The organism is Rothia sp. HMSC078H08 (assembly GCF_001808955.1).
In the GTDB taxonomy this organism is placed as follows: Bacteria; Actinomycetota; Actinomycetes; order Actinomycetales; family Micrococcaceae; genus Rothia.
This window is the reverse complement of record NZ_KV795254.1, coordinates 168,264-182,951: the sequence shown is the minus strand read 5'-3', so window position 1 is coordinate 182,951 and position 14,688 is coordinate 168,264. Positions and strand designations below refer to the sequence as shown.

Genomic DNA, 14,688 nt, shown 5'->3' with positions numbered 1-14,688 from the left:
CGATAAGGACAGCGGTAAGATGCTGCCGGAGTTCGCACCGATTATGAACGGCGCGTATGGATACGGTGTGTGGGAGTCCTTCGTGGATTCCACGGGCACTCTGTGGGTTGGTGGCGATATCCGTAAGTCGCTGGGCGCTAATGGCGTACAGCCGACTATTGGCTTCGCGCGTTATGCTCCTCGTGATGTGACCCCTCCGGCTCCCCCGAGCGATCTGAAGGTCACGACGAACGGTTCCAAGGATCAGCTGACATGGTCGGGTATTTCCGAGCGTAGGGTGAAGTACCAGGTTCTGCGCGATGATCGTCCTATTGCGACGGTTACGGGTACGAGCTATTCGGTGGATCACCGCGATGGCGCCCGCTATTATGTGCGCGCGGTAGATACTGCAGATAACTATTCGGCAAGCACCGAGGCTGTCCAGGCAGCATAACACCTCATCAGGGCGATATGCGCTTTTGTGACAAATAATTTTAGTGATGTTCGCCCTATTCTCCCGGGCTGGTTTTAAACCAGCCCGGGATTTTTTTTGCACATAGTGAATCTATTTCATTCATTTACATGAAGGTTTTTTCATGCAGAGATATATACTTACCTTCTAATCGAGTCAAAATAGAGCATTAGTTAGGGCTTATTCTCATCATTTATAAAAACGTTATTTTTGTAAGTCTAAGTATTTTCCCAGCTTTGCGTGTTAGCCTTTAGGTGCTTTGCCGCCGTGCAAGGTATTATCTTCCGGAATATAGTCATTCTCACTCCAACCACTAAAGAGGCTTCCATGTCAGTGTTCTTCAAGTACCCCTCCCGGTCCCGCCTTCTGGGCACCTTGGGTACCGTTGCGGTATCCGCCCTGGTCCTGAGCGCTTGCGCTACTGAAAACCCGAGCTCCGATAGCTCTTCGCCTGCTTCTGCGTCCGCGAGCGTTTCCGCGTCGGCGCATGCTTCCTCAAACAAGTCTTCGAGCGCTTCCCCCCAGGTTTCTGAGCAGGGCACCGCTTCTGCGTCCGCTGAGGCTTCGGGCGAGGCGTCCCCCAAGGCAGATGCTGAGGCCACTTCTTCTGACGGTCAGAAGCTTGAAGAGATTTACACCGGTTCGGAGGAAATGAAGAATGCTTCTTCCGTGCCCGTTGACACTGAAGAAGTGAAGAAGACCACCGAACTGGTCAATTCTTTTGAAAACATTCTGACCAAGGTTAAGGCAGCTCCTTCTGCCGCTCCGTCCCCGGAGCGCACTGCTGATCCGACCAGCGACGAAGAAGCTGAGCAGCAGAACGTTGAGCAGGCTCGTGCCGTTCTCGATGATGAGACGATTCGCTCCATCGAGGCTGTGGCTGTTGATTCCGCTGCCGCTGAGTTTGCCGTGCAGGCTTCCGAATACGCACTGGCAGGCTGGCACTATGAAGGTTCTTCCACTGTGGTGGGCACTCCCCGTATGACTGAGACTCAGTACAAGGGTCAGCCCGCGCGCATGCTGGAAGTATGCATGGATTCTTCCTCTGTGAAGATCTATGACGAGAATAATCAGCCCGTTAAGGATGACAATTCTCCCAAGCGTTCACTCAATATTTACACCCTCGTTCAGGTCGATGGTCAGTGGAAGATTGCGACCCATGATTTCCCGAACAATCCTGATTGTTAGGGTCTAATTAAGAGATGCCGGCTTCCAGCTACGATTCGCTAGAAACCGCGCATTATCATCCATAGCGCATTAATGTTGATGCGCACTCGATAACATTTCTTGGCATTCATTTGGAGATATTATGAAAGCCCACCTTGGCATGACGGGCTCTGGCTTTTCTCGTTCTGCTATAACCCGCTCAACTCTTTGCTTGAGCATTGCTACGGCTTTGGCTTTGCCCGTGGCTATCCCCGCTATTACGCCGAGTACCGCTGTCGAACAGACTGCGGAAAAAAGGGACTCTGCTTTCTACAATGGCACGACCTCCGAGCGTGCTGCCGCTAGCTGTTGGGAAGCCAAGCAGGCTAACCCCGAGGCAAAGAGCGGCGCCTACTGGCTGTACACTCCCGCGATGAGCCAGCCGACCCAGTTCTACTGCGATCAGGAAACTGATGGCGGCGGCTGGGTCAAGATTGGTGAGGGCCGTGACGGCTGGACCGAAAACTATGAGGGTCAGGGCGATACTTCGCAGCTCTACAGCGATGCCGCACCCGCGTCATCCGGTATGACTCTTGAACAGGGCAAGGCGCTGAGCTCCCTACCCGCCGCGAAGACCCCGATTCAGCTTTCGGGCACCACTATTTCTCAGTTGCTCAACGGCGTTCGTCCCGATCAGCTGCCCGACGGTTACCGTTTCCGCCGTGCCCTAAACACCTCGGGCACCAAGTGGCAGGAGGTGACGGTTGACCGCCGTCAGACTTCCGAGTGGACCTGGGCTCTGCGCTCGAGCGCTGTCTGGTCGAATACGATCGTCACGAACCCTGACGAGTTCTCTTCCTACAATGAAAATGGCCGCAGGGACTGGCCTGATGGCACGTGGGAAGACCACATTCTGCGTGGACAGAACAACGGCTTCAAGACTTTGATGTTTGATGAGTTGGCGTCCCAGGATTACCGTATGGGTTTCCGTTACGGTGCAAACTCTCCCATTTCGCAGGATGGCTCTGAGCCGGCAATCACCGATGCGCGGAACTCCTACATCTACGGTAAGGAAAGCAACGGTGAGGCCTCTTTCGGTTACACCCAGATGTTCCTGCGCCCGAAGCTGACCCAGAATGATTTGAACCTGGGCGCTATCCCGGATTCCGGTACCCCGGCGAGCGCTCGTCGTGCCCTGCCCAATAGCCGTTCGGCGGATTGGCGCTGGCGAACCAGCGCCAGGACCGCCTCCGGTAAAACCGGCGAAATGAACACCTACGTTGAGGCCATTACCGAGGTCGATCACGGTAACGGCACCTCCAGCGTGTTTATTGGTGGCGACTTCGAGTACCTTGAGTCCTCTACCGGTGAGCGTGTTGCGCAATCTAATATTGCTGCTTTTGACCCGGTGACCGGCGAGTTGCGCCGCGATTTTAAGCTGACTGTTGACGGTCAGGTGAAGGCTGTTGAGGCTCTGCCGAATAACCGTTTGGCTGTTGGCGGTAACTTCAAGCTTGTTAACGGTGAGAAGCATGAGAGCTTCGTCGTTGTTGACGCCACAACCGGTGAAGTTGCCCCTGAATGGGCCCAGGTTAAAGTCGAAGATCGCATTCGTACCGAGGTCATGACAGTGAAGACCATTCACCGTCAGGGTGACTACGTGTATATTGGCGGCACCTTTACCCACATTTATGAAAGTGAAAAGGCGGGTGAGGCGTATTCGCGCAATATTGCCCGTTTTAAGTTGGGCGAGCCTTCTAACGGTGTGCCCGGTATTGTGAGTATAGACCGTAACTGGCGCCAGGTGTTCAACGGTACTGTCAACGGTATTAGCGCCTCCGCTGATAACTCTCATGTTTACGTAGCCGGTTACTTCACCTGGCTCAACGGCGGCCTTGCCTACCGCGTGGCTGATATTACTCAGCATATGCAGAAGGGCAGCCCGTGGGCGTACCAGCAGTCTGAGATTCCTGCTGGCGCTAATGTCTCTGACCTGCGTAATGAAACCAAAATTTGGGGTTTCCAGTTCGACGTCCAGGATGCCGGTACCGGCGTCTGGGTGGGCGGTACCGAGCACCTCATCTCTCGTTACGATAAGGCGTCCTTGACCCCCACCTACACCGCGATTACCCGCGATGGTGGAGACTTCCAGGATCTGCACCTGCACGGTAACACCATCTACGGCGCCTGCCACTGCGGCGACTTCCTCTACCAGGATTCGCGTAACAAGCGGACCCCCGTGGGCGGTTCGAGCGTGATTCACTCGGTCAAGCTGGTTGCTGCTTTCGATAAGGACAGCGGTAAGATGCTGCCGGAGTTCTCCCCTGCTATTAAGGGTGACCACGGATTCGGTATCTGGGAGTCTTTCGTGGATTCGAAGGGCACCCTGTGGGTTGGCGGCGATATTCACCGTTCGCTGGGTGTTCACGGTACTCAGGATACCGTCGGTTTTGCGCGCTTTGAGGCTCGCGATGTGGCTCCTCCGCCTACCCCGCAGAACCTGAAGGTTGAGCTGAAGGACGATAAGGACGTTCTGACCTGGGATGCCGTGCAGGATACCGGTAGTGTCCGCTACCAGATTCTGCGTGACGACCGAGTTATCGCTAGCACTTCGGGTACGAAGTTCGAGATTGACCACACCGATAACGCACGTTACTTTGTGCGTGCAGTGGACAGCTCGGATAACTACTCTGCATCCACTCCGGTTCAGGTAGCTCCGGTTCGCCCGACTCCTACCCCCACGGAGACCGCAACCGAGACTCCTACCGCTGACCCGACGGCAAGTGTGGATCCGACTGCAGCTGCTGACCCGACCGCGAGCGCTGACCCCAGTGCTTCGGCAAGCGCTACCCCGAGTGCAGAAGCGACTACTGAGGCACCGAAGGTCCAGGATCCGGACCCGAAGGTTGAGGAGCCTAAGCCCGCCGATCCCAAGCCTGAGAATCCGAAGGAAGAAGCCGCTAAGGACCAGATTGTTCTGCCCTACGCCTCGGATTGGAAGTACATGGTCTCTACCCAGGCTCCCAACCGTAAGTACGGTTGGAAGTACAACTTCCACTTCAGCCTGGAAGATATTGCGCAGGAAGCATGGCAGACCGGCAAGACCCCGATTGGGGTCGGTACTGGTAACCTCAACACCTCCGTTAAGGTTCCGCTCGTGCGTTCCCGCCACAATATCTACGCCTACACCACCATCCAGCTCACTCGTGAGCAGGCCAGCCGTGATCTCGTGCTGACCACTTACGCGGATGACGCTATTGCGGTGGGTGTCAACGGTGAAGAGGTTGGTCGTTCCAACTTTGACACTCGTGGAAAGCTGTGGAATAGCGCGATTGCATCGAGCTCGATTGATACCGCTACGGCTCAGAAGACTCCGGTGACCTTCACCGTTCCGGCTTCTCAGCTGAAGGCTGGTGAGAACCTCATCGCTGTTGAGGTTCACCCGGGCATTAGCCGACGTAACGTTCGCCCGAATGTGAGCTTCGATTTGCAGGCTACCTCCAAGGCACCGGTTGCTGAGCAGCCCGCCGAGAAGGAAGGCGACAAGGAGGCGGATGCTCCCGCCGCACACGAGGCTGAGCAGCCCGTGGTCGACAACGCGAACAACGCGGCAGCCGGCCAGGGCGAGCGACGCATCGTCAATAACGGAGTCGGAACCCGCGTTCCGATGCAGTCTCGAAGGAACTAATACCTTCTAGATAATCTCAGCTAAATGGGGTTTGATTTTCTGAATGATTCAGGAAATCAAACCCCATTTGCGTATATTCCCCACTTTTCCGTGTTTTTTGCATCATTTATTCCCATTATTTGTGCTTCTGTCATGTGCCTCTCTGCACAATGTTCAGAAATGTTTTCTAAATCCACAATTCACGAGAACAAAGCGCCGATAACCCCCTCTAACAGCACACCAAGCCTACCCGAAGGATCCCGCAAATCTGCACCAAAGCGCATTGTCAGAGGGTTTTTACGACACAATTGTTGACCCTGACCACACGCCCCCTGTTGCACTTCATCTCGTTGTAAAATATCTATATAGTGGTGTACGTGAAAAAAGGGACCAACCACCTCTTTTTTCGCGTGCGAGACTTCCGGACTTTCTCGCAACCACCCCGAAAGGGAGTAATTCACTCTCCTTCACTCCTCTCACCGATTAAAAAGGAATGTGCATGTCCACCTCTGAGGCACCTCACGCCCCGAACTCCGCACCCGCATCGGGATTTTCTGCGAAGTTTTCTCACACCCTGCGCTCTCTTGAAGCAGCGCAGAAGCCCGGCATTGGCGTTCCCGCCTACACCCGCTGGGTCAACCGCCGAGTAGCACGCTACTTCGCCGCGGCAGCTGTCGCTCTGGGCATCACCCCCAACGGCGTCACCGCGATTTCCGCTGCATGTTCCGCTGCAGGCCTCATCGTTCTGATTACCTGCCCTCCCAGCATTGGTGTGGGCATCTGCGTTGCACTGCTTTTCGCTCTCGGTTACGGCCTGGACTCCGCTGACGGCCAGGTTGCTCGCGTGACCGGCGCGTCCTCCCCCGCCGGTGAGTGGCTCGACCATGTGGTCGACTCCATCCGTGTGCCCTCCGTGCACATGGCAACTCTGCTCTCCTTCCTGCTGTACCCTGCGCACTACTCCTTTACCGGTTCCAACGCATTCAACGGCTGGATCATTGCGATGCCCATGATTTTCACCGCGCTGACCGCCGGTCACTTCATGAGCCAGATTCTTGCTGAGCAGCTACGCAACAACCGCAAGACCGCTGCTCCCCCGACCGGTGGCCCCCTGCGCTCCTTCATCAACCTGCACATGGACGCTGGTACCCTCTGCTGGATCTACATTTTCCTTGGCTTCGGACCCGTGTTCGTCATCGTCTACGCGCTGCTTCTGCTGGCTAATGCCGCAACCGTCCTGCTGTCCATGCGTCGCAAGTACGTTAGCCTCGCGACCCCCGCTGAGTAAGGAGAACCCCAATGATGCACTTCACCTCTCGCAACCCTGCTGTTTCCGCCGTTATCGCAACCAACGGCAAGCGCCCCGAACTGCTTCGCGTGGCGGTCCGCTCCATCCTTGAGCAGAGCTACCGCGGCTTCGTTGAAGTTGTTGTCGTCTTTGACCGTGTTGAGCCCGACCGCCTCGAGGACATTGAGGTCGGCGAAAACCGTGCCCTGAAGATTGTCTCCAACACCCGCTCTGGCGGTCTGGCTGGCGGCCGCAACAGCGGCATCATTGCCTCCAGCGGTGAGATGATTGGCTTCTGCGATGACGACGACTATTGGATGCCGTCCAAGCTCACCCAGCAGGTCGCTCTCTGGCGCGAAAACCCCGAAGCAGCCGCTATCTCTTCGGGTATTACCGTCCGCTCCGGCGGTCAGGATATCGTGCGCCTGGCGCCCGAGCGCGCAACCTTCGCGGACTTCCTGCGTTCGCGCATCACCGAGATTCACCCTTCCGCTATGCTGTACTCTCGCGAGGATTTGCTCGGCGTTGACGGTAAGCCCGCTCGCATCGGCCTGGTCGATGAGGAGCTGCCCGCTGCCTACGGTGAAGACTACGACCTGCTGCTGCGTGCAACCCGCCACGGCGATGTGCTGAGCGTGCCCGAGCCGCTGATTCTGGTGCTCTGGGACCGCCCCTCATTCTTCTCCGGTAAGTGGCAGTCCATGGTTGACGGTCTGAGCTACATTCTGCGTAAGTTCCCCGAATTTGAGCAGGATCCCAAGGGTCTGGCACGTATCGCCGGTCAGATTGCGTACGCTCAGGCGTCGCTGGGTAACAACAAGGAGGCGCGTGCCTACGCTCGCGCTGCTCTGCGCCGCGACCCCAAGCAGCTTCGTGCGTGGGCGGCGTATGTTGTGTCCACCGGCGTTATTAAGCCCGCCACTCTTCTTGATCTCGTCCAGAAGACCGGTCGAGGTCTCTAACCAGGTATCGCACAGACATGGTTTCCTCTTCCGTTCTTTCCCCTCCGGGCACTTCGCCTGTGGCGCTGAAGGATTCTGCTGGATTGGATAGTACTCCGCCCAGCGGTATTCTGCGTGCCCGCGCGCGCAACCGTCCGGTATCTACGGCGCAGAAGAAGCTCCCCGCCTGGCCTCTGCTGGCGTTACTGTACGGCTTCCCGGCGCTGTGGGCTTTGGGTGTCCTTCAGATTGCGCCGCTGGTACTGGCAGCGATCATGCTTTTTTACCTCATTATTCGAGGTAATGTGCGCGTGCCCGGTTCCCTGTGGGTGTGGGGCGCATTCTGCGTGTGGGTTGTTGTTGCGGCGCTTGCCCTGACCCGTTCGACCGACATTATTGGTTGGGGTCTGCGCTTTGTGAATATTCTCAGCGCCGGCATTTACGCCCTGTACTACTACAACGCGCGTTCTTCTATTAGCCTCAATAGGGTGCTGGGTGGTCTGGCTACTCTGTGGGTGACCCTCATTGTCCTGGGTTACGGCGGCGTTCTCTTCCCTGAGTTCCGTCTGCGTACCCCGATGAGCTTCATCATGCCTTCTGGTTTTATGCAGAATCCGCTGGTGCGTGACTACATGCTTCCTCCCCTGGCTGAGGTTCAGCGTCCTTGGGGTGCTCCCGAGGCGTATATTCGCCCCTCCGCGCCGTTCCCCTACGCGAACAGTTGGGGTCTGGCGTACACCCTACTTACCCCGGTGATGCTGGCGTGCTTGCTTCGTCTGCGTTCCATCTGGCTGCGTATTGCGTTGCTGATTGGTATGGCGCTTTCTACTGTGCCTGCGATTGCGACCAGTAACCGCGGCATGTTCATTGGTCTAGGTATCAGCGCAGCGTACGTACTGCTGCGTCAGTTCCTTGCGGCTAATTGGCGTGCTGTGGGTACGGGTGTTGCGGCGATTACGGCTGTGGTTGTGGCGCTCTTTGCGTCGGGCACCGTGGATAACATTCTGGGTCGTCAGGACTACTCTGACTCCACCGGTGGCCGTGCGGCGCTCTACCGCGCCACCTGGAAGGCGACCTTGGAGTCCCCGATTATTGGTTACGGCACTCCGCGTATGGAACCGAGCATTGGCGTGTCAATGGGTACCCAGGGGTACCTGTGGACTCTGATGTTCTGCTTCGGCTTCGTGGGTCTGGCGCTGTTCGCGCTCTTCATGGTGTGCACTGTAGCAGGCGGCGCACGAGTGAAGACCACCTCCGGGTACTGGCTGCATAGCGTGCCGGTCGCGTGCTGCGTCGTCTTTATTTTCTACAGCTTCGATATTGCTCAGATGACCATTCTGATGCTCGCGTCGATGGCGTGTATTCGTTCCATTCGGGATGGTGAGGGGCTATGACGAAGAATCAGTCCCCTCGTGGTTTAGAGACCACTGCGGTTTCAGCTTTCGATGATGCCTACTCGACGGGCGGTCACCCTAGCCGCCGTGCACGCCTGCGTGAGAGCGGCGAGTACGTGGATCCTGTAGTGGAGCAGGCTGACTCGCAGGCAGAGTCTTCTACCGATGAGTTTGCTCCGACGGTGGACGATATCCGTTCCGGTCGTTTTCCTGCGACCACGGCGCTGTCGATTGTGCCTCCGGCTCGAGGCTTTGCTTCCGAAGAGTTACTGCCCGATTCTTTGGAGGCGGGTTCTTCGGAGTCAGGTACTTCGACTGCTGGTTCCTCAGCGGCAAACGCTACCGCTGTAGTGGGTGCTCATCTGTCCGGTTCCCGGCGGGTTGCCTCGGCTACTGCTGAGTCTGTAGAAAAGGCGCAGGAAGAAAAGACTCCGAATGAGAAGGCTAAGCCTTCCGCGTCAGGTGCTCAGGCAGATAGCGCATCCGCGAAGAGCGTGCCGGTTAAGAAAGCTCCCGGAAAGGCTAAGCAGCCCAGCCTGGCAAAGAGCGGCTCTCTTGCTTCTCTGTGCGTGATGTACGGCGCGGGTATCGCGTTCGTGACCACGATGGTGGTGTCGAACGGTATTGGTGCTGAGGGTTCGGGCGAGTTTTTCCGTCTGATGGCGTTGTTCGCGATTGCGATTTCGCTGGTGACTTTCGGCGCGGATACGGGCTTGGTTCGTACGATGAGTGCTCAGCGTGCGCTGGGTCGTTACGGTGTGCTTCCGCAGCTGATCCGTTACGGTCTGATTCCTTCGCTGGTGACTTCGGTGCTTCTGGTGGCGGGTGTGTACATCTACACCGAGATTGTGCCGATGGCTCCCCAGTATCAGGCGGCGATGCGTGTCAGTTCGGCTTTCGTGCTGATAGCGGCGCTGATGACGGTGTTCTTCGGCGCTCTGCGTGGCCTGCATCGTGTGGTGACCTTTACGCTCCTGCAGAATGTTCTGCTTCCCACTCTGCGTTTTGCGGCGGTGGGTTTGGTTGTTCTGTTCTCGGGTCAGCTCATGGATTTGGTGTACGCCTGGACCATCCCGGTGGCGATTACTGCGGTGGTTGCCCTGTGGCTTTTGGAGCGGGCGTTCCCTTCCGAGGAGCATGTGGAGGTTCTTTCTTCTGAGGATTCTCCGCCTGAGACGTTCCGTTCGTTCTGGGGTTTCAGCTCTGCACGCGGTGTCGCTACCATTGTGGAAACCATCCTGGAGTGGATTGACGTGCTGGTGGTGACGGCGTTCTTGGGTGCCGCTGCCGGTGGTATCTATGGTGCTGTGAACCGTTGTGTTCGTGTGGGCACCATGATTGAACACACCGGCCGCGTGGTGACCGGCCCGTCGATCAGCGCAGCGTTGGCTACTCGTCAGCTCGATCGTGCTCGAGATATTTTCCTTTCGACCACTCGCGTGCTGACTGCGTTGTCTTGGCCGTTCTACCTCTCCCTGGCGTTCTTTGGTCCGACTCTTTTGGGCTTCTTCGGTAAGGGCTTTGAGGCTGGCGCCGGTATTCTCTGGGTGATCTGCCCGGCGGCGATGCTGTCAATGAGTGCCGGTGGCGTGCAGTCTGTTCTGCTGATGAGCGGTAAGAGTCGCTGGCAGCTGTTGAACAAGCTCTCCTCGCTGGTGGTGGCTGTGACTTTGAACTTCACCTTGGTTCCGGTCTGGGGCCTGTACGGTGCGGTGACGGCTTGGGCTTCTGCTCTGCTGATTGATACCTTCCTTGCGAGCTACCAGGTGTTCCGCCTCGTCGGTATTCGTGCTTCGGCCCGTGAGATGGCTCCTTCACTCTTCTTGGGTGCGGCTGTTCCGACGGTGTGCGCTCTGGCGTCTTTGGCTTTCTTGGGTCAGAGCGTGCTGGGCGTCATCGTGTACGTGGTGCTACTGGTGCCGGTGTACGGCGCGGTGCTGTACCGCTTCCGTAAGGCTCTCGGTATTGAGCGTTTCCTTTCCGCCCGCCGCGCGAAGTCTTAAGCCTTCAGCTTCCTCTACGTTTTTCTCCGATATTTAGTGTCCGTTTCTCTTCCTCTAGGATGTCCTCATGGATAACACCTCTCATACCTCCTCGGTTACCCTTGGCAACCAGGTACGTCGCATTTTCCGACACCGTCTGCTGATTCTGCTGTCGGTTGTGGTTTTCGCTGTGGCGGGTGCCGTCTACGGCTACATGACCAATAGCAAGTACACTTCTAAGGCTTCGCTGGTTGTTTACCCGCTGGTGGTTGATCCCGCCGGTACCGGTAGCGCTAACTCCGCGAAGGTGGATATTGCGACCGAGTCTCGCGTTGCATCCTCTCGCGAGGTTGCACAGAACGCGGCAAAGTCTCTGATTGCTAATGGCGATACCCTCTCTGAGGCTCAGCTGACCAGCCGCCTCATGAACTCCGTCAAGGTGACCGGCACCTCCCAGACTGCTGTTCTGGATATTGAGGTGACCCGCCCCAACGGTACGGAGGCTGCACGTTACGCTAACGCTATGGCGAACGCATACCTGCAGGTTCGTTCCGAGTCGCTGAAGAGCAGCGTTGATTCTGCTCTGCACCAGATTGATGAGCAGATTTCGGCCCTCGAGGGTGATAACAACCGTGCGGGTCTGCTCTCTCAGTTGCAGGACCGTCGCGCTCAGATTCAGCTGACTTCCACCACCGGTGGTCGCGTGATGAGCGAGGCTCAGGTTCCTTCTTCTTCCTCGGCTCTTGGCCCGGTGAAGATGGGTATTGTTGGTGCTGTTGCCGGTCTGCTGATTGGTGCTGTGCTGGCGTACGGTCGTGACCGCACTATGCGTCACGTTGGTTACGCTGATCGTCTGGAAGATGCTGGTATCCCGGTTCACGAGCTGGGTTCCACTTCTGAGGCGAATGACGCGTTCATGCTGCTGCGCACCATTGGTGCTCCCGACGGCGACGTGAAGAGCGCTGGCGCTTCCGGCATTGTGATTCTGCCCGGTACTGACCGCGGTGTTGAGCACCTATACCAGATGCTGCAGCGTGTTCTGCCCACCGAGTACGCACGTTTCACCGATTACGCTTCGGTCCGTGACGCGCTGACCCGCCACACTCCCGAGTCGCTGGTTGAGAAGAGCGAGACTCCTCTGGTGATTAGCCTGAGCACCGCTACTCCCCTGTCGACTCAGCTGCGTTTCGTTCAGGCTGGCGGCGTTGCTCTGGTTCCGGTGACTGCGGCTACTTCTCTGCAGCAGGTTCGTGAGCTCTTCGCTCAGCTGGATCAGCTTGAGGGCGTGAACGCTTTGGCTGTGTTCCTGGACCGCGAGTAATTGCGAGTAATCGGGTTCTGTTGATGGATGCCTCGCTTCTGTGCGGGTTCGTCCTTCGTCCTTGAGCGTAGGGTGCGGTGACACCTGCTGAGGCGAATCTGTTGATGCAGGCGTTGCCGAACCCGTCAGCTCACCCTTATCTTCTCTTCTTACTTTTCTCTTGTATTGGGGCTTTAGGAGAACACTATGACTGAGGCAATTTCCTCTCAGGCACCGAAGAAGAAGCTTCTGCTGGTTTCTAGCAGTGGCGGGCACTTGAAGCATCTGACGGCTACTTCTGCTGCGTGGCAGAATTATGACCGCGTGTGGGTTAGCTTTAAACAGCCCGATGTGGAATCTTCTCTGGCTGATGAGAAGACCTATTGGGCTTATTACCCGACCACTCGAAATATTAAGAACGCTATTCGTAATCTGTTCTTGGCATTTCGTATTTTTCCGAAGGAACGTCCGGATGCGGTTGTTTCTGCGGGTGCGGGTGTTGCTGTTCCTTTCTTTGTTGCGGCTAAACTTTTTGGCGTAAAGACTCTTTATATTGAGTGTTTTGACCGCCCGACTCTGCCGACGATGACCGGTAAGATGCTGTACACCTTTGCTGATCGAATTATTGTTCAGAGCGAGGAACAGCAGGAGAATTTCCCTGATTCTCGTGTGATTCATCCCATTTTCTAAGAGTGATGAATTTATCCTGAAAATAGCGTCCTCGCGTGTGCTGAGGGCGTTATTTTCAGGGTATAGTATTTATTAATACATACAAATACGCATAAGTCGTGCGCTCCACTGTGGACTCACCATCCAAGCGAACTAACCACTCGCCAGAGAAGCGTATGCGGAGATTACTCACCATTTTCTCCGGCACGACGCCGCCGCGTATACCAATGATGCCCTCCGGATTTTTGCGTCAGGTATACGGGGTTACTACCGATAAATACATAGAGAGGAATAGGCTATGTCTATTCAGGACTTCCCCCACGTCAGCGTTGATACTTCCAAGTTCGACCTGCCCGTATTTACCCCTGCCGTCGCGCCCGTTCGTATTCCTACTAAGACGTACGATTTGGTGGTGTCCCTCGGCACCGACGTTCACACTTTTGATCGTCTCCTGCGTTGGGTTGAGGCTTATCTTGAGGCTCACCCCGAGGTCACCTGCCTCGTGCAGCATGGCCACACTGCGCCCATTAAGCACGCAGACAACCTTAAGCTTCTTCCCGCCTCCGAGCTGCTGGACTACTACGCAACCGCACGCGTAGTACTGGTTCAGGGCGGCCCCGGTTCCATCCAGGATGCACGCCGTACCGGCGCTCTGCCCCTGGCTGTTCCGCGCCGCGCAGAGTTCGACGAGGTCGTTGACAACCACCAGGTCCCCTTCACCGCTCTGATGGAGAAGCGCGGCCACGCTGTTGTCGTTGAGAGCCGCGAAGACCTCTTCGACAAGCTGGATCTTGCTCTGGCGAACCCCTCCCTGTTCCGCACCGCTGAGCCCTACATCTCCACCCCGGAGATTTCTGCAGCGCAGCTGGGCGAGGAACTGCAGGATCTGCTCGCTGGCAAGACCCACCGCAAGGATTCCTTCTGGGGTCGCCTGAAGCAGGCTGCTCGCGCACACCGTGCGGGTAAGGCTGAGATGGCTCGCATCGACGCGATGGCTCCCAGCGCCTAACCAGCGTCTAAAAGCTTTAGCTTTCTAAACCCAGCATCCTTAGTGATGCGATGTGGGAGCCACCCGGAGGTGTTTCCCGCATTTTTAGACCGGCATGCGAACCCTCCAACCACCCTGTGAGAGGTTGCGGACGTTTTCCCTTGTTCACGGCATATTCTCAGGTGGATTCGCGTCTTTACATTGGTTGCGAAACCCCGCGCACCGTATCCTTAGAAGGGATAATGCGCGGGGTTTTCGCGCACTACGAAAGGAACAATTATGGCAGTTCAGGAATCGACCGTTATCAACGCAAGCGTTGAGCAGGTTATCGAGGCGTTCTCTAGCGAGGATTTCGCACGCTTCGTATGCTCCGAGGTTGGCGTGGAGTTCGGTAGCTTCTCCGTTTCCGGTGACACCTCCGCCGAGTTCACCGCAACCACCGAGCGTACCGTACCCGCTGAGCGCGTGCCGGACATCGCTCGTAAGTTCGTCGGCAACGGCGTTGCTATGACCCAGATGGACACCGTAAGCGCACCGGCTGCTGACGGATCCCGCACCGTTTCTACCGAGGTCAAGGTCAACGGCGTGCCCGTGTCCGCTCAGGCTACTCAGAAGCTGACCCCCGAGGGCGAGCAGACCCGCCTGGACGTCAACGGTGAAGTCTCCTGCTCCATCCCGCTGGTGGGCAAGAAGATTGCAGCCGCTGCTGAGCCGCAGGTTGGCCGCGTGCTGAAGGTTCTGGGCTCCTCCGCTGAGAAGTGGCTGGCACAGCGCTAAAGCTTATGAGACGCTCACCTTTGAGGTGTAGCTGATATACCGCCAATATGCAGAGGATCCCCGCCGTAAGTACTTACGGCGGGGG

10 protein-coding genes and 1 pseudogene are annotated in these 14,688 nt (G+C 56.9%); all 11 read left to right on the top strand.

Annotation, left to right across the window (positions count from 1 at the left end):
• Positions 1-433: pseudogene (locus HMPREF2528_RS04360) on the top strand (fibrinogen); the annotation flags it as partial.
• A gap of 345 nt (positions 434-778) precedes the next feature.
• Complete coding sequence (locus HMPREF2528_RS04355; RefSeq protein WP_044150700.1) at positions 779-1,639, top strand: hypothetical protein; 861 nt, start codon at positions 779-781, stop codon at positions 1,637-1,639.
• A gap of 220 nt (positions 1,640-1,859) precedes the next feature.
• The gene (locus HMPREF2528_RS04350; protein ID WP_246823876.1) at positions 1,860-5,285 is read left to right on the top strand and encodes a fibrinogen-like YCDxxxxGGGW domain-containing protein; all 3,426 of its coding nucleotides are present in this window, start codon (positions 1,860-1,862) and stop codon (positions 5,283-5,285) included.
• A 478-nt stretch (positions 5,286-5,763) separates the two neighbouring features.
• The gene (locus tag HMPREF2528_RS04345; RefSeq protein WP_049345169.1) at positions 5,764-6,552 is read left to right on the top strand and encodes a CDP-alcohol phosphatidyltransferase family protein; all 789 of its coding nucleotides are present in this window, start codon (positions 5,764-5,766) and stop codon (positions 6,550-6,552) included.
• A gap of 11 nt (positions 6,553-6,563) precedes the next feature.
• Positions 6,564-7,514, top strand: a complete 951-nt coding sequence (locus tag HMPREF2528_RS04340) for a glycosyltransferase family 2 protein (protein WP_070542646.1) — start codon at positions 6,564-6,566, stop codon at positions 7,512-7,514.
• Positions 7,515-7,531: 17 nt separating this feature from the next.
• Complete coding sequence (locus tag HMPREF2528_RS04335; RefSeq protein ID WP_049341608.1) at positions 7,532-8,887, top strand: O-antigen ligase family protein; 1,356 nt, start codon at positions 7,532-7,534, stop codon at positions 8,885-8,887.
• Positions 8,884-10,890, top strand: coding sequence for a lipopolysaccharide biosynthesis protein (locus tag HMPREF2528_RS04330; protein WP_070542643.1), 2,007 nt, complete (start codon positions 8,884-8,886; stop codon positions 10,888-10,890). Before HMPREF2528_RS04335 ends, HMPREF2528_RS04330 begins: the two co-directional genes overlap by 4 nt.
• Before the next feature lie 67 nt (positions 10,891-10,957).
• Positions 10,958-12,190, top strand: coding sequence for a Wzz/FepE/Etk N-terminal domain-containing protein (locus tag HMPREF2528_RS04325; RefSeq protein ID WP_049341605.1), 1,233 nt, complete (start codon positions 10,958-10,960; stop codon positions 12,188-12,190).
• Between the two features lie 186 nt (positions 12,191-12,376).
• Positions 12,377-12,859, top strand: coding sequence for a PssD/Cps14F family polysaccharide biosynthesis glycosyltransferase (gene pssD, locus HMPREF2528_RS04320; protein WP_012904005.1), 483 nt, complete (start codon positions 12,377-12,379; stop codon positions 12,857-12,859).
• A gap of 277 nt (positions 12,860-13,136) precedes the next feature.
• Complete coding sequence (locus tag HMPREF2528_RS04315) at positions 13,137-13,847, top strand: glycosyltransferase (protein WP_070542640.1); 711 nt, start codon at positions 13,137-13,139, stop codon at positions 13,845-13,847.
• 258 nt (positions 13,848-14,105) lie between these two features.
• The gene (locus HMPREF2528_RS04310; RefSeq protein ID WP_012904008.1) at positions 14,106-14,603 is read left to right on the top strand and encodes a DUF2505 domain-containing protein; all 498 of its coding nucleotides are present in this window, start codon (positions 14,106-14,108) and stop codon (positions 14,601-14,603) included.
• The last annotated feature ends 85 nt before the right edge of the window (positions 14,604-14,688 follow it).

What these genes read in the sequence shown, in the direction of transcription:
- HMPREF2528_RS04355 (WP_044150700.1), top strand. Translation starts at nt 779, where the DNA reads ATGTCAGTGTTCTTCAAGTACCCCTCCCGGTCCCGCCTTCTGGGCACC.
- HMPREF2528_RS04345 (WP_049345169.1), top strand. Translation starts at nt 5,764, where the DNA reads ATGTCCACCTCTGAGGCACCTCACGCCCCGAACTCCGCACCCGCATCG.
- HMPREF2528_RS04340 (WP_070542646.1), top strand. Translation starts at nt 6,564, where the DNA reads ATGATGCACTTCACCTCTCGCAACCCTGCTGTTTCCGCCGTTATCGCA.
- HMPREF2528_RS04335 (WP_049341608.1), top strand. Translation starts at nt 7,532, where the DNA reads ATGGTTTCCTCTTCCGTTCTTTCCCCTCCGGGCACTTCGCCTGTGGCG.
- HMPREF2528_RS04330 (WP_070542643.1), top strand. Translation starts at nt 8,884, where the DNA reads ATGACGAAGAATCAGTCCCCTCGTGGTTTAGAGACCACTGCGGTTTCA.
- HMPREF2528_RS04325 (WP_049341605.1), top strand. Translation starts at nt 10,958, where the DNA reads ATGGATAACACCTCTCATACCTCCTCGGTTACCCTTGGCAACCAGGTA.
- pssD (WP_012904005.1), top strand. Translation starts at nt 12,377, where the DNA reads ATGACTGAGGCAATTTCCTCTCAGGCACCGAAGAAGAAGCTTCTGCTG.
- HMPREF2528_RS04315 (WP_070542640.1), top strand. Translation starts at nt 13,137, where the DNA reads ATGTCTATTCAGGACTTCCCCCACGTCAGCGTTGATACTTCCAAGTTC.
- HMPREF2528_RS04310 (WP_012904008.1), top strand. Translation starts at nt 14,106, where the DNA reads ATGGCAGTTCAGGAATCGACCGTTATCAACGCAAGCGTTGAGCAGGTT.